The following is an 18,482-nucleotide window of genomic DNA, read 5'->3' as shown; positions in this document are numbered from 1 at the left end:
AGCCGGGGGCAGGTTGCCCACGTGTTACTCACCCGTTCGCCACTAATCCACCAGCAAGCTGGCTTCATCGTTCGACTTGCATGTGTTAAGCACGCCGCCAGCGTTCGTCCTGAGCCAGGATCAAACTCTCCGTAGATGAATTCAACCCAGACCAAGAACCAAGACCTGACAGATCTTGATCATCAATCCAGAAACCCCCAGACCCACAAGCCTGAAGGGGTCAAACAGTTGGCACTGACTTTCGGCACGCTGTTGAGTTCTCAAAGAGCGGACGCGCAAGAACCCCGGCCTCCCGGCCTTCGATGTCTCGGCTTGTTGTCCTGCTCGGCGCTTCGGGCCCGGCCTCGCGGTCGTCCCCGGCGCAGAGAGAAAGTTACGTGGCTGTCGGTCCCGTGTCAAACGCCCCCTCGGGTGACGCCCGCCACGTGGTCGACACGAGGCCGTCACGGGCCGTTCACACGGCAGAGGGGCGCACAGGGCGGGGACGGCCCACCGGGTGGCGGGGGTCCCCCCGTGCGCAGGTCAGGCCGGCAACCGGACCCCGGCGACGTTCCTCTTGCCCCGGCGGAGGACCACCCAGCCACCGGCCAGCGCGGCGTCCGCGGGCACCGGCGTGTCGGCGTCGGTGACCCGCTCGTTGTTCAGGTACGCCCCGCCCTCCTTCACGGTGCGGCGCGCGTCGGACAGCGACGAGCACAGGCCGGTGCGCTGGAGCAGGGCGGCCACCGTGGGCAGCGCGCCGTCCACGAGGTCCTCGGCGCCGAGCTGCACGGCGCCTGCCTCCAACAGGGCGGCGGTCAGCGTCCCCTCCCCCAGCGCCCCGAGGTCGTCGCGCCCGAACAACGCCCGGCCGGCGGCCTCCGCCTGCGCGAGCTCGTCCTCCCCGTGCACCAGCCGGGTCAGCTCCTCGGCCAGGGCGCGCTGCAGCTCGCGGGCCTGCGGGCGCTCCTGCGACGAGGCGATGAGCGCGGCCACCTCGTCGGCGGGCCGCTCGGAGAACAGCGGCGCCCAGGACCGGGCGTCGGCGTCGTCGATGCCGAGCCAGTACTGGAAGAACGCGTACGGGCTGGTCAGCTCCGGGTCGAGCCAGACGGTGGCACCCTCGGTCTTGCCGATCTTGGTGCCGTCGGCCCGGGTGATCAACGGGGTGCCCAGCGCGTGCACCGGGGCGCCGTGGGTGCGGCGCACCAGATCGGTGCCGGCGGTGATGTTGCCCCACTGGTCGGAGCCGCCGGTCTGCAGCGTGCAGCCGTGCCGCTCGTGCAGCTCCTTGAAGTCGTTGGCCTGCAGGATCTGGTAGCTGAACTCGGTGTAGCTGATCCCGGCGTCGCTGTTCAGCCGCGCCGAGACCGCCTCCTTGGCCAGCATCCGGTTGACCCGGAAGTTCTTGCCGAGCTCGCGCAGGAAGTCGATGGCGCTCAGCGGCGCCGTCCAGTCGAGGTTGTTGACGTAGACCGGCGCGGGCAGGCCCTGCTCGGCGGCGGGCCGGTCGAGGAACGGCGCCACCCGGGTGCGGATGCGCTCCACCCACTCGGCGACCACCTCCGGCGCGTTGAGCTGGCGCTCGGACGTGGGCCGCGGGTCGCCGATCAGACCGGTGGCGCCGCCGACCAGCACGATCGGCCGGTGGCCGGCGCGCTGCAGCGCGCGCAGCACCATGAACTGCACCAGGTGGCCGACGTGCAGGGACCGGGCGGTCGGGTCGAAGCCGCAGTAGTAGGTGACCGGCCCGGCGGCGAGGGCGGCGCGCAGCTCGGTCTCGTCGGTGCTCTGGGCGATGAGGCCGCGGCGGTGGAGTTCGTCGACGACGTCGGGAGTGCTGGTCACGGGGCACCATCCTGCCCGGCCCCGGGACGACGGCGGCGGACACCTGCCCGGAAGGCGCTCACCGTCGGGTGGCCGGTCTCGGCGAACCGCCAGGGCAGGTCCGCGGCGTGCGTGATGCCCACCCGCGGTCCGGCGGTGACCCCGGACGGCGGGTCGCCGTGGTGCAGCCGCACCGGGGACGCCGGGTCGAGCAGGTCGGCGCCCCGGTCGTCGGGCCCGATGCCCAGCGCTGCGGTCAGCCGGGCCGGCCCGCGGGCCAGGTCGCGGACCGAGGACGAGGGACGTCGCTCCCGGGCCAGCTCCTCCCCCACCACGACCTCCCCGGCGCGCAGCAGCACGGCGCTGCCCACGCCCTCCGGCCCGGTGACCACGTTGGCGCACCAGTGCATGCCGTAGCTGAAGTACACGTACAGCCGCCCGGGCGGCCCGAACATGACCGCGGCCCGCGGCGTCGGCCCGCGGTGGGAGTGCGCCGCGGGGTCGTCGCCGGTGCCCGAGTAGGCCTCGACCTCGGTCAGCCGCACCGCCGTCGTGCCCTCCGGCCGGTCGCTGACCAGCCAGCAGCCGAGGAGGCCGGGTGCGACCTCCTCGGGCCGGGCGAGCAGCTCGTCGGCGGTGACGAGCGGGCCGGTCATCTACAGCGCGGGCGCGACCGGCGAGTCGGCGGCCCAGCCGCGGTGCTCGGCCACCAGGGCCGAGAGCGCGGTGAGCTGCTCGGCCACCCGCTCGGGCGCCGTCCCGCCCCGGGCCCCCCGGGCGGCGAGCGCCCCGGGCACGGTCAGCACGGTGCGCACCTCGGGGGTGAGGTGCTCGGAGACCTCGGCCAGCTGGGCGTCGGTGAGGTCGGGCAGGTCGACGCCGAGCGCCTCGCAGCGGGCGACCATGGCGCCGCTGATCTCGTGCGCGGACCGGAAGGGGACACCGGCCGACACCAGCCACTCGGCGACGTCGGTGGCCAGCGCGAAGCCCTGCGGCGCGGCGGCCTCGAGCACCTCGGGGCGCAGGGTCAGCGTGGCGACCATGCCGGTGACCGCGGGCAGCAGCAGGGCCAGCTGCTCGACGGAGTCGAAGACCGGCTCCTTGTCCTCCTGCAGGTCGCGGTCGTAGGCCAGCGGCAGACCCTTGAGCATGGTCAGCAGACCGGTCAGGTTGCCCACGAACCGGCCGGCCTTGCCGCGGGCGAGCTCGGCGATGTCGGGGTTCTTCTTCTGCGGCATGATCGACGACCCCGTGGCCCAGGCGTCGTCGAGGCGGGCCCAGCCGAACTCGGTCGAGGTCCAGAGCACGACCTCCTCCCCCAGCCGGGACAGGTGGACGCCGAGCAGGGCCGCGGCGAAGCAGAACTCCGCGGCGAAGTCGCGGTCGCTGACCGCGTCGATCGAGTTGTCGGCGGCCCGGTCGAAGCCGAGCTCGGCGGCGACGGCGTCGGGGTCCAGCCGCAGCGAGGACCCGGCCAGCGCGCCGGCGCCCAGCGGGCTGACCGCGGTGCGGCGGTCCCAGTCGAGCAGCCGGTCCACGTCGCGGGCGAAGGAGTGCGCGTGCGCCAGCAGCTGGTGCGCGATGAGCACCGGCTGCGCGTGCTGCAGGTGGGTCATGCCGGGGGCGGCGACGTCGCGGTACCGCTCGGCGAGGCCGACGAGGGCCTCCTCCAGGTCGGCGACCGCGCCGACCAGCGCGCGGACGTGGTGCCGCAGGTACAGCCGCAGGTCGGTGGCGACCTGGTCGTTGCGGGACCGGCCGGCGCGCAGCTTCCCGCCGAGGGTGCCGAGCTTGGCGGTCAGGCCGCGCTCGAGGGCCTCGTGCACGTCCTCGTCGGCCTCGATGGCGGTGAAGGTGCCGTCGGCGACCTCGGCGGACAGCTCGGTCAGGGCGCCGACCATCTGCTCGAGCTCGTCGGCGGTCAGCAGGCCGGCGCGGTGCAGCACCCGGGCGTGCGCGCGGGAGGAGGCCAGGTCGTAGGGCGCCAGCCGCCAGTCGACGTCGGTGGACTTGGACAGCGCGGCCATGGCCGCCGACGGCCCACCGCCGAAGCGGCCTCCCCAGAGACGGGTGTCGGATCCGGCCGGTGCGCTGCTCACGGGTGTCCTTCTCGGTCGGTGCTGCCGGCGGCGAGGGCCAGCAGTCGTTCGGCCAGGGCGGGGCCGCCCTGGGGGTCGCGGGAGACGACCAGCAGAGTGTCGTCCCCCGCGATCGTGCCGAGGACGTCGGGCAGGCCGGTCTTGTCCATCGCGGAGGCGAGGAACTGCGCCGCCCCGGGCGGGGTGCGCAGCACGGCGAGGTTGGCCGAGCCCTCCGCGCTGGTCAGCAGCTCCGACAGCATCCGGGTCAGCCGGGCGGGCGAGGACTGCGCCGGGCGCAGCGGTGCGTTCTCCGGGGGGAGCACGTAGGACGCCGGGGCGCCGTCCGAGCCGCGCAGCTTCACCGCGCCCAGCTCCTCCAGGTCGCGGGACAGCGTGGCCTGGGTGACCTCGACGCCGGACTCGGCGAGCAGGCGCGCCAGCTGGCCCTGGGAGGTGACCGGCTGATCGGCGATCAGCTCGGCGATCCGGGCGTGCCGGGCCGACCGGGTCAGCGCGCCGGTCACCGCTGCGCCAGCAGCCAGGTGAGCAGGGCCTTCTGCGCGTGCAGGCGGTTCTCCGCCTCGTCCCACACCGCGCTCTGCGGCCCGTCGATGACCGCGGCGGCGATCTCCTTGCCGCGGTAGGCCGGCAGGCAGTGCAGCACGACGGCGTCGGTGGCCGCCCGGGCCAGCGCGGCCTCGTCGAGGGCATAGGGCCGGAAGGGGGCCTCGCGGTCGCCGGCCTCGTCCTCCTGGCCCATGGAGACCCAGGTGTCGGTGGCCAGCACGTCGGCGCCGTCGGCCGCGGCGTGCGGGTCGGCCGTCCAGGTCACCGAGCCCCCGGTCTGCGCGGCGACCTCGGCGGCGCGGGCCATGATCGCCGGGTCGGGCGCGAACGCCTCCGGGGAGCCGATCCGCACGTGCATGCCGGCGGTCGCGCCGCCCAGGGCGTAGGAGTGCGCCATGTTGTTGGCGCCGTCGCCCAGGTAGGTCAGGGTCAGGCCGGCCAGCGTGGGCCGGCGCTCGGCGACCGTCTGGAGGTCGGCCAGGATCTGGCACGGGTGGTAGTCGTCGGTGAGCGCGTTGACCACCGGGACCCGGCTGACCGCGGCCATCGCCTCCAGCCGCGCCTGGCCGAAGGTGCGCCAGACGATGGCCTCGACCTGGCGGTCGAGCACCCGGGTGGTGTCCTCGACCGGCTCACCGCGGCCCAGCTGCGAGGACCCGGAGTCGATGACCAGCGGGTAGCCGCCGAGCTCGGCGACGCCGACGGAGAAGGACACCCGGGTGCGGGTGGAGGGCTTGTCGAAGATGACCGCGACCGACTTCGGCCCGGCGAGCGGCTGCGGGGCGTCGAGGGTGTGCCGGGTCTTCTTCAGCTCCGCGGCCAGCGCCAGGACCTCGGCCTGCTCGGCCGGGGTGAGGTCGTCGTCCTTGGTGAAGTGCCGGGGGCTCACGGTGCGGTCTCCATGTCGGCGTCGTGCAGGGCGGTGTCGAGGACGGCGGGCAGGGCGTCGACGAACCGGTCGACCTGCTCGTCGGTGACCACGAGCGAGGGCGCCAGCCGGACGACGCCGGGCGCCACCGCGTTGGTCAGGTAGCCGGCGTCGCGCAGGCCGGTCTCCACGGCGGGGGCGACGTCGGCGGTGAGGACGACGCCGAGCAGCGCGCCGCGACCGCGGACGCCGGACACGCCCCGGTGGCCCAGGCCCTCGATGCCGGTGGTGAACCGGTGCTCGAGGTCCTTGGCCCGCTCCAGCAGGCCCTCGTCGCGGATGGTGTCGAGCACGGCGAGCGCGGCCGCGGCGGCGATGGGGTTGCCGCCGAAGGTGGAGCCGTGCGAGCCCGCCCCGAGCAGGTCGGCGGCGTCGCCGAAGGCCAGCGTGGCGCCCAGCGGCAGGCCCCCGCCGAGGGACTTCGCCAGGGTGATGACGTCGGGGGCGACGCCGTCGGCGGCGTGCGCGAACCACTGCCCGGTGCGGCCCATGCCGGTCTGCACCTCGTCGGTGGCGAACAGCGCGCCGACCCCTGCTGCCTGCGACGCCGCGGCGGCCAGGTAGCCGGGCGGGGCGGGCAGCACGCCGCCCTCGCCGAGCATCGGCTCCACCAGCACCATCGCGGTGGCGTCGGTGAGCTGCAGGGCGTCGGGGTCGCCGTAGGCGACGTGCCGGACGCCGCCGGGCAGCGGGGCGAAGGCCTGCGCCTTGGCCGGCTGGCCGGTGAGGGCCAGCGAGCCCATGGTGCGGCCGTGGAAGGAGCCCAGCGCGGTGACCACCTCGGGCCGGCCGGTCAGCCGGCTGATCTTGAAGGCGGCCTCGTTGGCCTCGGCGCCGGAGTTGCAGAAGAACACCCGCCCGGGCCGGCCGGCCAGCTCGAGCAGCCGCTCGGCCAGGGTGACGCCGGGCTCGTGCATGGCCAGGTTGGACACGTGGCCCAGCCGGGCGGCCTGGTTCGTGATCGCGGCGACCACGGCGGGGTGGGCGTGGCCGAGGATGGTGGTGGCGATGCCGCCGAGCAGGTCGACGTACTCGCGGCCGTCGACGTCCCACACCGAGGCGCCGCGGCCGTGCTCCAGGGCCACCGGCGGGGTCCTGTAGTTCCCCATCATCACCGCCGACCAGCGGCGGGCCAGCTCCTCCGTCGTCGTCATGCTGAACCCTCCTCCGTGGTCGGCGAGGTGGGGACGACCATCGTCCCGGTGCCCTCGGTGGTGAACATCTCCAGCAGCAGGGCGTGCGGCAGCCGGCCGTCGACGACGGTCGCGCGCTGCACCCCGCCCTGCACCGCCCGCAGGCAGGCGGCCATCTTGGGGATCATCCCGGCGTCCAGGGTCGGGAGGATCGTCTCGAGCTCGGCGGCGTCGATCTGCTCGACCAGCGAGGACTTGTCCGGCCAGTCGGAGTAGAGGCCCTCGACGTCGGTGAGCACGACGAGCTTGACCGCGCCGAGCGCCACGGCCAGCGCGGCGGCGGCGGTGTCGGCGTTGACGTTGTGCAGCTGGCCGTCCCGGTCCGGGGCGACGGTCGCCACCACCGGGATGTTGCCGTTGGCCAGCAGGGCGGTGATGGGCGTGGGGTCCACCTCGACGACGTCGCCGACCAGGCCGACGTCGACCGGCTGCCCGTCGACGACGGCGGTGGTGCGCTCGGCGGTGAACAGCCGGCCGTCCTCGCCGGACAGGCCGACGGCGAGCGGGCCGTGGGTGTTGATCAGGCCGACGACCTCCGGGCCGACCTGGCCGACCAGCACCATCCGCACCACGTTGATGGTCTCCGGGGTGGTGACCCGCAGGCCGCCGCGGAACTCGCTCTGCACGCCCAGGCGCGACAGCATCGCGCTGACCTGGGGCCCGCCGCCGTGCACGACGACGGGCAGGATGCCGCAGGTCCGCAGGAAGACCATGTCCTCGGCGAAGGCCGCGCGGCACTCCTCGTCGACCATGGCGTGGCCGCCGTACTTGACCACCACCACGTTGCCGTGGAATTCCTTGAGCCAGGGCAGCGCCCCGGTGAGGACGGCGACCTTGTGCGCGTCGCCCTCGGGGTCGGGGGTGCGCATGACCCGGCTGGTGCCGTAGCGCCGCTTGGGGGGCACCTCGTCGGGCCGGACGTCGGGCGGGGTCGGGTCCTGGGCGTCGGGGGTCGCGGTGCTCATGTGGAGTAGGCCGAGTTCTCGTGCACGTAGGCGATGGACAGGTCGTTGGTCCAGATGGTGGCCTGCTCGGGGCCGGCGGCCAGGTCGACGTCGATGGTGATCGCCCGGCCGGTGAGGTCGACGCCGTCGCGGTCGTCGCCGATCGAACCGCCGCGGCAGACGGTGACCCCGTTGATGGTCACGTCGACCTGGTCGGCCTCGAAGGCGGCGCTGGTCGTGCCGATCGCGGCCAGCACCCGGCCCCAGTTGGGGTCGTTGCCGAACAGGGCGGTCTTGAGCAGGTTGTTGCGGGCGCACGCCCGCCCCGCCTCGAGCGCGTCCTGCACCGAGGCGGCGCTCCGGACGGTGATGGCGATGTCCTTGGTGGAGCCCTCGGCGTCGGCCAGCAGCTGCATGGCCAGGTCCAGGCAGGCGGCGTCCAGCGCGGCGCCGAACTCCTCGGCGGTGGGGGTGACCCCCGACGCGCCGTTGGCCATCACCAGCACGGTGTCGTTGGTGGACAGGCAGCCGTCGGAGTCGACCCGCTCGAAGGAGTGCGCGGTGGCGTGCCGCAGCGCGGCGTCGAGCACCTCGGCCGGGACGACCGCGTCGGTGGTGAGGACGACGAGCATGGTGGCCAGGCTGGGGGCGAGCATGCCCGCGCCCTTGGCCATGCCGCCGACGGTCCACCCCGACCCGGTCTGCACGGTGGTCTTGGGCACCGAGTCGGTGGTCATGATCCCGCGCGCGGCGGCCGGGCCGCCGTCGGTGGACAGCTGGGCCGCGGCGTCGGTGACCCCGGCGGTGAGCTGGTCCATCGGCAGCCGGACGCCGATCAGCCCCGTCGAGGCCACCGCTACGTCGATCGCGCCCAGGCCGAGCGTGGTCGCGACGTGCTCGGCGGTGGCGTGGGTGTCGCCGAACCCGTCGGGCCCGGTGCACGCGTTGGCCCCGCCGGAGTTCAGGACGACGGCCCGCACCCGGCCGTTCGCCAGGACCTGCCGGGACCACAGCACCGGCGCGGCCGGGAAGCGGTTGGTGGTGAACACGGCGGCCGCGGCGTCGTCCGGGCCGTCGTTGACCACGAGGGCGACGTCGGGGTCGCCGGAGGTCTTGAGCCCGGCGGCGACGCCGGCGGCCCGGAACCCGGCCGGGGCGGTGACGCTCACGGCGCGACCCCCACGACCGGCAGGCCCAGGGTCTCGGGCAGGCCGAGGGCGATGTTGGCGCACTGCAGCGCGCCGCCCGCCGTCCCCTTGGTCAGGTTGTCGACCGCGGCGACGGCGACCAGCCGGCCGGCGTCGGGGTCGACGGTGACCTGCAGGGCGACGGTGTTCGCGCCGAGGACGGCGGCGGTGGTGGGCCACTGGCCCTCGGGCAGCAGGTGCACGAACGGCTCGTCGGCGTAGGCCTCGGCGTAGGCGGCCCGGACCGACTCCGCCGTCGTGCCGGGGGCGACCTTGGCCGAGCAGGTGGCGAGGATGCCGCGGGCCATCGGGACCAGGGTGGGGGTGAAGCTCACGCCGACCGTCCTACCGGCCACCTCCGACAGGTTCTGCACCATCTCCGGGGTGTGCCTGTGGACACCGCCCACGCCGTAGGCGCTCACCGCACCCATGACCTCGGAGCCGATGAGGTTCGGCTTGGCCGCCCGGCCGGCGCCGGAGGTCCCCGACGCGGCGACCACGACGACCTCGGGCTCGACGAGCCCGGCGGCCAGGGCGGGGGCCATGGCCAGGGTGACGCTGGTCGGGTAGCACCCCGGGACGGCGATCCGCCGGGCGCCGGCCAGCTTCCCCCGCTGGCCGGGCAGCTCGGGCAGGCCGTAGGGCCAGGTGCCGGCGTGCTCGGTGCCGTACCACCGCGCCCAGGCGGCGGGGTCGGCCAGCCGGTGGTCGGCCCCGCAGTCGAGCACCAGCACGTCCTCGGGCAGGCCCGCGGCGATCGCGCCGGAGGCGCCGTGCGGCAGGGCCAGGACGACGACGTCGTAGCCGGCGAGGTCCTCGGGGCCCGAGGGCTGCACGACCATGTCGGCGTAGGGCAGCAGGTGCGGCTGGGACTCCCCCAGGCGTCGGCCGGCGCTCGATGCCGCGTGCACCCCGGTCAGCTGCAGCTGCGGGTGCCCGGCCAGCAGCCGGCACACCTCACCGCCCGCGTACCCGGTGGCGCCGGTGACCCCGACCGTCCACGTCCGCTCTCCGCTCACGATGCATGAGTATGCACTACTCCGGATGAATGTGCGGACGCGGGGTGCGGGCCGGACCCGTCTGCGCGTCGGCGCCGGTGCGCAGCTGCCAGCCCACCAGCGCGACCCCCAGCCCCACGAGCTGGGCGGGGTCCTCCACCGGCGCGCCGAGGACGGCGGTGAGCCGGTCCAGCCGGGCGTGCAGCGACTGCCGGCGGATCCCGAGCGCCTGCGCGGTGCGCGCCTTGACCAACCCGTGCACCAGGTAGGCGTCCAGGGTCCGCAGCAGCTCGGTGCCGTGCGCGCTGTCGTGGTCGAGCACCGGCCGCAGCCGCGCGTCGACGAAGGCGGCCAGCCGGTCCGGCGGGACGGCGTCGGCCAGCAGCTGGTGCACCGCGAGGTCCCCGGCCAGCACCACCGGACGCCGGACGCCGACCCGGTGCGCGAGCTCCACCACGGTGCGGGCCTGGGCCAGGGCGGCGGCCAGCCCGCCGTCGTCGGGCACCGGGTCGGCGACGGCGACCAGCTGCACGGCGGGGGCGGCGCGGCCGTCGTCCAGGGCGGCGCGGAAGCGGTGCGCGGCGTCGCGTGGTGCGCGCACCCGGGCGACCACGACGACCAGCCGGCCGCTCACCGCCACCAGCGACCGGCCGAGGGCGGTGTCGGCCGCCGCCCCCACGGCGCCGACCACCGAGCCGGGCGGGGTGCGGCGGTCGACCAGCACGGCGAGCACGAGCAGCGGTCCCCCGGCGGGCAGCCCGGCCTCGGTCAGCCGGTCGTGCACCTGCACCGGCGACAGCCGCACCCCGGCGTCCAGGTCGTCGACCAGGGACTGCGCGGGCGAGGGGCGGGACGCGGCCGTGGTCGCGCGGCCGAGCTCGAGGGCGACGGCGACCGCGACCCGGTCGGCGACGGCGGCCCGCGCCCGGGTGGGCCGGCCGTGCAGCAGGAGCCGCCCGGCCACCCCGCGCGGCCCCCGGACGTCGGCCGTGGTCACCTCCGCGGCGACCTCCGGGGGCGCGGGGACGCGGCTGGCCGCGACGAGGCCGCCCGCGGGGTCGACCAGCTGGACCGGGCAGACGGCCAGCCGGGCGGCGGCGTCCAGCAGCGCGGCCATCCCCTGCCCGGACACGACCAGGCCCAGCAGCTCCAGCCAGACCGCCTCGGCCGGCCGGTGCCCGGGGTCGCGCCCGCTGACCAGCAGGTCGTGGAAGGCCTCGACCATCCGGGCGAAGGGGGCCACCCCGGCCAGCTCGGCGAGCACCAGGCCGCGCCGGTCCGCCGTCCGCACCAGCTCGCCGGGCACCTCGGCGAACGTGCGGCCGAGCTCGAGGGCCAGGCCGGTGCAGCCGGCGTCGGCCAGCCGGTCGACGTAGTCGGCCAGCTGGCGCGGGGTGCGGCCGTGCAGCCCGAGCCCGGTGGTGAGCAGGAACTCCCCGCCCGACAGCAGCCCGCCCATCTCGTAGACCTCGGAGGAGTGCAGCCAGCGCACCACCGCGGCACCGGGGTCGCCGGCCAGCACACGGGGGGCGGCGGCGGCCACGGCGGGGAGGGCCAGGACCTCCGCGACGGTGGGCAGCACCCGCGCAGGGTGCGGTGTCCACGGACGGACCGTCAAGCAGATCCCGCCGTCCACAGGACAGGTCGTCCCTTGTCGGTCCCGGCCAGTACCGGTTGGGTCGGCACACCGACCGCCCGAGGAGGCACCGTGACCAGCACACCCACGACCGACCCCCGCACCGCCGCGCCCGACCCCGACGCCGACCGCCGCTTCCTCGCGCTCGCCGTCGAGCAGGCCCGCACCGGCTGGGCCGAGGGCGGGGTGCCGATCGGGGCCGCGCTCGTCGTCGACGGCGAGGTGCTCGCGGTGGGCCGCAACCGGCGGGTGCAGATGGGCAGCGCCATCCGGCACGGCGAGACCGACTGCATCGAGAACGCCGGGCGGCTGGCCGCCTCGGTCTACCGGCGCAGCACGCTCTACACGACGCTGTCGCCCTGCTACATGTGCGCCGGCACCGCGCTGCTCTACGAGATCCCGCGCATCGTGGTCGGGGAGAACCGCAGCTTCCAGGCCTCGGAGTCGCTGCTGCGCAGCCACGGGGTCCAGGTCGACGTGCTCGACGACGCCGAGTGCACCGCGCTCATGCAGCGGATGCTCGACGAGCGCCCGGCGCTGTGGCTCGAGGACATCGGGGAGGAGGCGTGAGCACGACCCGCGACCCCGACACCACGGCCGCCGACGAGGTCGTCGACCCCGACTACCCGGTCACCCCCGTCCCGGCGCACGCCCGCAAGTCCTTCTTCTCCGTCGCGGTCGTGCTGCTCGGGTTCACCGTCTTCACCCCGACGATGCTGGCCGGTGCCTCCCTGGGTCCGGCGTTCACGTTCGGGAACCTGCTCGTGGTCATCGCCGTGGGCTCGCTGGTGCTCGGCGTGTACGTCGCGGCGATGGGCTACGTCGGGGCACGCACCGGTCTCACCACCGTGGTCATGGCCCGCTACACGCTGGGCAGCCGCGGGGCCAAGCTCGCCTCGGTCCTGCTCGGCGGCACGCAGATCGGCTGGTACGGCGTCGTCGTGGGCACCATCGGCGAGCTGACCGCGCAGGCCTTCGACTGGACGTCCTACGGCGCCCGGGCCGCGGTCATGGTGGTGACCAGCGTGCTCATGTGCGCCACCGCCTACTACGGCTACCGGGGCATGTACTGGGTGTCGCTGGTGTCCACCCCGCTGATCCTCGTGCTGGCGTTCTGGGTGCTGGCCCGGTCGCTGCAGGAGGTCGGCGGCTGGGCGGGGCTGGCCGCCATCGCGCCCACCACGTCGATGGCCTTCGCGGTCGCCGTCACCACCGTGGTCGGCACGTTCGTCTCCGCCGGCACCCAGGCGCCCAACTGGACCCGGTTCGCCCGGTCGGGCAAGCAGGCGATCTGGGCCTGCGCGATCGGCTTCCTCGTCGGCAACGGGCTGATGGTGTTCCTCGGCGCGGTCGGCGCGCTGACCTTCGGGGTGGGCGACTTCGTGCTGGTGCTGTTCCAGCTCGGCCTGGTCGGCTGGGGCCTGGTGCTGCTGTTCGGCAACCTCTGGAAGTCCAACGCCGACACCGCCTACGCCTTCGGGGTGGCCGGGGCCGAGCTGTTCGACAAGCCGAACAAGGCGCCGTTCGTGGTGGCCGGGTCGGTGCTGGGCACGGTGCTCGCGCTCACCGGGGTGCACACCCACCTGGTCGACTACCTGGTGCTGCTGGGCACCTTCATCCCGCCGCTGGGCGGGGTGGTCATCGGCGACTGGGTGATGCGCTGGCGCGGGGGCATCCCGGCCTCGTACACCCCGCCGGGCCTGCAGTGGCACGCGATCGCCGCCTACGCGGTCGCCGCCGCGCTGGCCTGGACCTCGGGCGAGGTCGGCATCGGCATCCCGCCGGTCATCGGCATCGTGTCCGCCGTCGTCCTGGTGGTCGTGCTCGGGCGGGTGGTCCCCGGCACCCGGACGGGCGCCGCGGCCCGCGGACCGCGATGATCACGGGTGCGGGGCCGATCGCGTCCCGCACCCGTGCTCGCTGCAGGAGAGGGCTCCCCGTGGCCGCGTTCGACCGCGTCGTCATCGTCTTCAACCCCCACAGCACCGGCGACGCGCCCACGCTGGCCCGCGAGCTGCGCGACGACCTGGCCGAGCGGCACCCCGACCTGCCGATCGAGCTCGCGCCCACCCAGCGCGCCGGGCACGGCCGGGAGCTCGCCGCCGCGGCCGCCCGCGAGGGCCGGCCGCTGGTCGTCTCGGTCAGCGGGGACGGCGGGTACAACGACGTCGTCAACGGCCTGGTGGACGCGGGCAACCCCGACGCGGTGGCCGCCGTGCGGGGTGCGGGCAACGCCAACGACCACCGCCGGGCCACCAAGCGCCGCCCGCTGGACGCCGCGGTCTCGCACGCGCTGCGCACCGGGGAGACCGACCGCACCGACCTCCTCCGGCTCACCGTCACCCCGGCCGGCGGCGAGCCGGTGGTCCGCCACGCGCACTCCTACATCGGACTGGGCATCACCCCGGTGGTGGCCGTCGACCTCGAGGAGGGCGGCAAGGGGTCGTGGCGGGAGATCGTCGCCGTGGTCCGCGGGTTCCGGCGCTTCCGGCCGTTCCCGGTGGAGTTCGCCGACGGCCGCCGGGTCGAGGTCGACAGCCTGCTCTACGCCAACATCGACCGGATGGCCAAGGTCGCCACGCTCTCCGACGACGGCCGGCCCGACGACGGCGAGTTCGAGCTGGTGCTGCTCCCCCACCACAGCAAGCTGCGGGTGCTGCTCACCGCGATCCGCTCGGCCACCGTCGGCCTGGGGCCGCAGCCGCACGCCACGCACCACGAGCTCACCATCCGCGCGCCGATGCCGCTGCAGCTCGACGGCGAGCTGGTCGAGCTGGACGCCGACACCCACGTCGCCGTCGACATCGTCCCGGGCGCCCTGCGGACGGTGGGGTGAGCGGTCAGGCGACCGGGTCGTCCGGGCCGTAGGGCAGCAGCCGGACCTGCCGCTGGGTGCCCTCGGGTCGGGTCGCGGCCAGGGTCTGCACCGCGTCCTTGCCGGCCCGCACGAAGCGGCCCGACCAGTGGTCCAGCCGGCCCTCGGCGACGGCGGCCACCAGCTCGACGACGGCCGACGCCGGCGTCCAGTCGGTGAAGCCGTCCCACATCGCCATCGAGCGGGTCATCGGGGTGTCCACCACGCCCGGCGCCACGTCGAAGGCCAGCACGCCCGAGGCGGCGAGGGACTCGGTGATCCGCAGGGCCCCGGCCTTGCCGACGGAGTAGGCGCTGTAGTCGGGGTTCGCCCGGGTGGACATGCCGCTGGCCAGCCCGACCACCCGGCCGCTGCCCCGCGCGGCCATGCCCGGGACCACGGCCTGCACCAGGTGGAAGGGACCGCGCAGCTGGCTCTCCACCACCGACCACCACTGCTGCGGGTCGGCCTGCCACACCGGCACCTCGGCGGCGTCGATGAGCCCGGCGTTGTTGACCAGCAGGTCCACCGGGCCCAGCTCGGCGGTCACCCGCTCGACGGCGGCCCGCACGGCGGCCAGGTCGGTCACGTCGGCCGGCACCGCCAGCCCGACGCCGTCCAGCGCGGCGGCGAGCCGGTCGGCGCCGCGGGCCAGCCCGGCCACCCGGGCCCCGCGGGCGGCCAGCCCGCGGGCCAGCTCCAGCCCGATCCCGGTGGAGGCACCGGTCACCAGCGCCACCTGGCCGGACAGGGACAGCTCAGGCACGCAGCACCGCGCCGTGGTCGGCGGCCGCGGCGGCCACCGCGGCGTCGAAGGCCTCGCGGGCCTGCTCGCCGGTCAGCGTGCGGTCGGCCGCCCGGAAGGTGAAGGCGTAGGCCAGGGACTTGCGGCCCTCCCCCAGCGAGGCACCGGTGTAGACGTCGAACAGCTGCAGGTCCTCCAGCAGCTGCCCGGCGGCACCGGCCAGCGACGCCCGCACGCCGGCCTCGGGCACCCCGGCGTCCACGACCAGCGCGGCGTCCATCCGCACCGGCGGGAAGGCCGAGATGGCCGGCGCCTGCGCGACCGCCTTCTCCGGCAGCGCGTCCAGGTCCAGCTCCATGGCGCAGGTGCGGGCGGGCAGCTCCAGCGCGGCGCACACCCGCGGGTGCAGCTCCCCGGCGTACCCGACCACGACGTCGCCGACCACCAGCTCGGCGCAGCGGCCCGGGTGCCAGGGCAGCCGGTCGCCGGCCCGCACGACGAGCTCCACCCCGGCGGCGTCGGCGACGGTGCGGGCGGCCTCCACGGCGTCGGCCCAGTCCGCGACCCGGCCCGGGCCCCACTGCCCGCGCGGCTCGCGCAGCCCGGTCAGCGCCACGCCCACGTGCCACGGCTGGGCCGGCACCGCCCCGAGGAGCGCGGCCAGCACGTCGTCGTCGGGCCGGCGGTCGACCGGCGGCAGCGGCGCGGCCGACACCGCGCCGGGGGTGTAGACCACGCCGAGCTCGAAGACGGCCAGGTCCCGCTGGCCGCGGCCCAGGTTGCGGGCCACGGTCGCCAGCAGCCCCGGCAGCAGCGAGGGCCGCATGGCCGGCTCCTGCTCCGACAGCGGGTTGCGCAGCGTCAGCAGGCCCTCGGTGGGCAGGCCGAGCGCGGTGAGCGCGGCCGGGCCGACGAACGGGTAGGCCGGCGCCTCGGTGTAGCCGGCGTCGGCCAGCGCGCGGCCCACCGAGCGGCGGCGGCGCTGGGCGGGGGTCAGCCCGCGGCCCGGCGGGACGGTGGGCAGCACGCCCGGGATCTCGTCGTAGCCCACCGCGCGCACCACCTCCTCGACCAGGTCGGCCGGGTCGGTGAGGTCGGGCCGCCAGGACGGCGGGGTGACGGTCAGCGCGGCGCCCTCGGCCTCCACCGTGCAGCCGACCGTGCGCAGCGCGTCGACCACGGTGTCCGGCGAGATGGGGATGCCTGCGACGGCCTGCGGGCGGTCGGTGGCCAGCGCGATCTGCGGCCGCGGCGCGCGGGCGTCGACGTCGACCACGCCGCCGACGACGCGGGCGCCGCCGAACTCGGCCAGCAGCTCCGCGGCGCGGGCCAGGGCGACCACGGTGACGTCGGGGTCGGTGCCGCGCTCGAACCGCTTGGCCGCCTCGCTGGGCAGCTTGTGCCGGCGCACGCCGCGGCCGATGCCGGTGGGCTCCCAGTGCGCGGCCTCCAGCAGCAGCGCGGTGGTCGAGCCCGACACCTCGGTGGTCGCCCCACCCATGACGCCGGCCAGCCCGATCGGGCCGGTGTCGTCGGTGATGAGCAGGTCGTCGTCGGTCAGCGCGCGGTCGGCGCCGTCCAGCGTGGTGACCCGCTCACCGGGCCGGGCGGTGCGCACCACCACGGGGCCGCGGACGGCGTCCCGGTCGAAGGCGTGCATCGGCTGGCCGAGCTCGAGCATCACGTAGTTGGTGACGTCGACGGCCAGCGAGATCGACCGCACGCCGCAGCGGGTGAGCCGGCGGCGCATCCACCACGGGGTGGGCGCGGCCGGGTCCAGGCCCTCCATCGCGATCATCGAGAACCGGTCGCAGCGGGCCGGGTCCTCGACCTCCACGGCCCACGCGGGCTCGCCGGACCAGGCCGGCGGGGTGGCCGCGGCCGGGTCCTGCCAGGGCGCGCCGAGCGCGGCGGCCACCTCGCGGGCCACGCCCCGGATGGCCATGCAGTAGCCGCGGTCGGTGGTGACCTCGAGGTCGAACACGACGTCGTCCAGGCCCAGGACGCCGGCCGCGGGCGTGCCCGGCTCGATGCCCTCGGTGCCCAGCACCAGGATGCCCTCGTGGTCGTCGCCGATACCGAGCTCGCGGACGCTGCAGATCATCCCGTCCGACACCCGGCCGTAGGTCTCGCGCGCCGCGATGGCGAAGTCACCGGGCAGCACGACACCGGGCAGTGCCACGACGACGAGGTCGCCGACGGCGAAGTTCCGGGCACCGCAGACGATCCCCTGCGCCTCCGGGTTGCCGACGTCCACCCGGCAGTACCGGATCGGCTTCTTGAAGCCGGTGAGCTCCTCGATCTCCAGCACCCTGCCCACCACCAGCGGGCCGGTGGTCTCCGGAGCGCGGAGGACGTCCTCGACCTCCAGGCCCTGCCGGACGAACGCGGCGTCGAGGTCCTCGACACCGGTGCCCGCGGGCAGGTCGACGTGCTGGGACAGCCAGCTGACCGGGACCTTCACTGCTCCACCCCGAATGCGCTCGTGAACCGGACGTCGCCCTCGACGATGTCGTGCATGTCCGACACCCCGTGGCGGAACTGCAGGGCCCGCTCGATGCCCATGCCGAAGGCGAACCCGCCGTAGACCTCGGGGTCGATGCCGCAGGCGGTGAGCACCCGCGGGTTGACCATCCCGCAGCCACCCCACTCGACCCACTGCGGGCCGTCGCGGTGCTCGGGGAACCAGACGTCGAACTCCGCCGACGGCTCGGTGAACGGGAAGAAGTGCGGCCGCCAGCGGATCTCGGACTCCGGCCCGAACAGTGCCCGGGCCAGGGCCTCCAGGGTGCCGCGCAGGTGCGCCATGGTGAGCCCGCGGTCGATCGCCAGGCCCTCGACCTGGTGGAAGACCGGGGTGTGCGTGGCGTCGAGCTCGTCGGTGCGGAACACCCGGCCCGGCGCGACCACGTAGACTGGCGGGGTGCGCTCGAGCATGGTGCGCGCCTGCACCGGCGAGGTGTGCGTGCGCAGCACCAGCCCGGAGTCCTCGGGCGCGACGAAGAAGGTGTCGGCCAGCGAGCGGGCCGGGTGGTCGGGGCCGGTGTTGAGGGCGTCGAAGTTCAGCCACTCGCTCTCCAGCTCGGGGCCCTCGGCCACCTCGTAGCCCATGCCGACGAAGATGTCCGCGATCCGGTCCTGGATGGTGGTCAGCGGGTGCCGGGCGCCGCGCCGGGTGCGGCCCGAGGGCAGCGTGACGTCGACCCGCTCCTCGGCGAGCACCCGCTCGTCGCGCTCGGCCGACAGCACGGCCAGCCGGGCGTCGTAGGCCTCGGTCAGCGCGACGCGCGCCGCGTTGACCCGCTGCCCGGCGTCCTTGCGCGCGGCCGGCGGCAGCGCGCCGAGCTCGCGGCGGGCCAGCAGCACCGGGCCGCGGTCGCCGAGGTGCGCGGGCCGGACGGCGGCCAGCGCGTCGAGGTCGGCCGCGGCGGCGAAGGCGGCCAGGCCCTCGGCGACGGCGGCGTCGAGGGCCTCGGGCGAGAGGGCCGCGACCTGCTTGGGGTCGAATGGGTCGTTGGCGCCGGACACGGGAGGCCATTCTGC

16 protein-coding genes and 1 rRNA gene are annotated in these 18,482 nt (G+C 75.5%); 3 read left to right on the top strand and 14 right to left on the bottom strand.

Translation table 11 applies throughout. From position 1 onward, the window contains the following. The 11 genes from BM158_RS19015 to BM158_RS18965 form a co-directional block, all read right to left on the bottom strand. Positions 1 to 136, bottom strand: a 16S ribosomal RNA gene (locus tag BM158_RS19015); the annotation flags it as partial. A 386-nt stretch (positions 137 to 522) separates the two neighbouring features. Further along, positions 523 to 1,827: a tyrosine--tRNA ligase gene (tyrS, locus tag BM158_RS19010; protein ID WP_091563170.1), complete on the bottom strand. Its 1,305-nt coding sequence runs from the start codon at positions 1,825 to 1,827 to the stop codon at positions 523 to 525. After that, on the bottom strand, positions 1,824 to 2,462 hold the full coding sequence (locus BM158_RS19005) for a DNA-3-methyladenine glycosylase (RefSeq protein ID WP_091563166.1): 639 nt from the start codon (positions 2,460 to 2,462) through the stop codon (positions 1,824 to 1,826). The genes tyrS and BM158_RS19005 overlap by 4 nt, the downstream gene beginning before the upstream one ends. Further along, positions 2,463 to 3,905, bottom strand: a complete 1,443-nt coding sequence (gene argH, locus BM158_RS19000; RefSeq protein WP_091563163.1) for an argininosuccinate lyase — start codon at positions 3,903 to 3,905, stop codon at positions 2,463 to 2,465. Further along, positions 3,902 to 4,411, bottom strand: coding sequence for an arginine repressor (locus BM158_RS18995; RefSeq protein ID WP_091563159.1), 510 nt, complete (start codon positions 4,409 to 4,411; stop codon positions 3,902 to 3,904). Before BM158_RS18995 ends, argH begins: the two co-directional genes overlap by 4 nt. Beyond that, complete coding sequence (gene argF, locus BM158_RS18990; protein WP_091563155.1) at positions 4,408 to 5,343, bottom strand: ornithine carbamoyltransferase; 936 nt, start codon at positions 5,341 to 5,343, stop codon at positions 4,408 to 4,410. The genes BM158_RS18995 and argF overlap by 4 nt, the downstream gene beginning before the upstream one ends. Beyond that, on the bottom strand, positions 5,340 to 6,536 hold the full coding sequence (locus BM158_RS18985) for an acetylornithine transaminase (RefSeq protein ID WP_091563151.1): 1,197 nt from the start codon (positions 6,534 to 6,536) through the stop codon (positions 5,340 to 5,342). The genes argF and BM158_RS18985 overlap by 4 nt, the downstream gene beginning before the upstream one ends. Beyond that, entirely contained in the window at positions 6,533 to 7,540 is a 1,008-nt protein-coding gene (argB, locus tag BM158_RS18980) for an acetylglutamate kinase (protein WP_091563148.1), read from the bottom strand. The genes BM158_RS18985 and argB overlap by 4 nt, the downstream gene beginning before the upstream one ends. Further along, positions 7,537 to 8,688 (bottom strand): bifunctional glutamate N-acetyltransferase/amino-acid acetyltransferase ArgJ, encoded by a 1,152-nt coding sequence (gene argJ, locus BM158_RS18975; RefSeq protein WP_091563145.1) that lies wholly within the window; start codon positions 8,686 to 8,688, stop codon positions 7,537 to 7,539. Before argJ ends, argB begins: the two co-directional genes overlap by 4 nt. Continuing rightward, a complete protein-coding gene (argC, locus tag BM158_RS18970; protein ID WP_091563141.1) occupies positions 8,685 to 9,725 on the bottom strand; it encodes an N-acetyl-gamma-glutamyl-phosphate reductase in 1,041 nt (346 codons plus the stop codon). The genes argJ and argC overlap by 4 nt, the downstream gene beginning before the upstream one ends. A gap of 16 nt (positions 9,726 to 9,741) precedes the next feature. Further along, the gene (locus BM158_RS18965) at positions 9,742 to 11,286 is read right to left on the bottom strand and encodes a PucR family transcriptional regulator (protein WP_091563137.1); all 1,545 of its coding nucleotides are present in this window, start codon (positions 11,284 to 11,286) and stop codon (positions 9,742 to 9,744) included. A gap of 126 nt (positions 11,287 to 11,412) precedes the next feature. On the opposite strand from BM158_RS18965, the gene BM158_RS18960 reads away from it, so the two are divergent. Genes BM158_RS18960 through BM158_RS18950 form a run of 3 tightly spaced genes read left to right on the top strand, consistent with a single transcriptional unit; the run spans position 11,413 to position 14,176 of the window. Then, the gene (locus BM158_RS18960; RefSeq protein ID WP_091563134.1) at positions 11,413 to 11,910 is read left to right on the top strand and encodes a nucleoside deaminase; all 498 of its coding nucleotides are present in this window, start codon (positions 11,413 to 11,415) and stop codon (positions 11,908 to 11,910) included. Beyond that, positions 11,907 to 13,220 carry a cytosine permease gene (codB, locus tag BM158_RS18955; protein ID WP_091563132.1) on the top strand — a complete coding sequence of 438 codons (1,314 nt, stop codon included), beginning with the start codon at positions 11,907 to 11,909 and terminating at the stop codon, positions 13,218 to 13,220. Before BM158_RS18960 ends, codB begins: the two co-directional genes overlap by 4 nt. Positions 13,221 to 13,279: 59 nt before the next feature. Beyond that, positions 13,280 to 14,176, top strand: coding sequence for a diacylglycerol/lipid kinase family protein (locus tag BM158_RS18950; protein WP_229827753.1), 897 nt, complete (start codon positions 13,280 to 13,282; stop codon positions 14,174 to 14,176). A gap of 4 nt (positions 14,177 to 14,180) precedes the next feature. Here the strand turns inward: BM158_RS18950 and BM158_RS18945 are convergent, their stop codons facing one another. The 3 genes from BM158_RS18945 to pheS are packed head-to-tail and all read right to left on the bottom strand — an operon-like array spanning position 14,181 to position 18,467. Next, complete coding sequence (locus BM158_RS18945; RefSeq protein WP_091563125.1) at positions 14,181 to 14,960, bottom strand: SDR family NAD(P)-dependent oxidoreductase; 780 nt, start codon at positions 14,958 to 14,960, stop codon at positions 14,181 to 14,183. Continuing rightward, positions 14,953 to 17,403, bottom strand: coding sequence for a phenylalanine--tRNA ligase subunit beta (pheT, locus tag BM158_RS18940; RefSeq protein WP_091563121.1), 2,451 nt, complete (start codon positions 17,401 to 17,403; stop codon positions 14,953 to 14,955). Before pheT ends, BM158_RS18945 begins: the two co-directional genes overlap by 8 nt. Continuing rightward, positions 17,400 to 18,467: a phenylalanine--tRNA ligase subunit alpha gene (gene pheS, locus BM158_RS18935; protein WP_091563118.1), complete on the bottom strand. Its 1,068-nt coding sequence runs from the start codon at positions 18,465 to 18,467 to the stop codon at positions 17,400 to 17,402. The genes pheT and pheS overlap by 4 nt, the downstream gene beginning before the upstream one ends. Positions 18,468 to 18,482 lie beyond the last annotated feature (15 nt).

Origin of the sequence: Klenkia taihuensis, assembly GCF_900112525.1 — a bacterium.
GTDB lineage: Bacteria > Actinomycetota > Actinomycetes > Mycobacteriales > Geodermatophilaceae > Klenkia > Klenkia taihuensis.
Note: the sequence above shows the minus strand (reverse complement) of the source record. Positions and strands in the feature narration are given on the sequence as shown.

What these genes read in the sequence shown, in the direction of transcription:
- BM158_RS19005 (WP_091563166.1), bottom strand. Translation starts at nt 2,462, where the DNA reads ATGACCGGCCCGCTCGTCACCGCCGACGAGCTGCTCGCCCGGCCCGAG.
- BM158_RS18985 (WP_091563151.1), bottom strand. Translation starts at nt 6,536, where the DNA reads ATGACGACGACGGAGGAGCTGGCCCGCCGCTGGTCGGCGGTGATGATG.
- argB (WP_091563148.1), bottom strand. Translation starts at nt 7,540, where the DNA reads ATGAGCACCGCGACCCCCGACGCCCAGGACCCGACCCCGCCCGACGTC.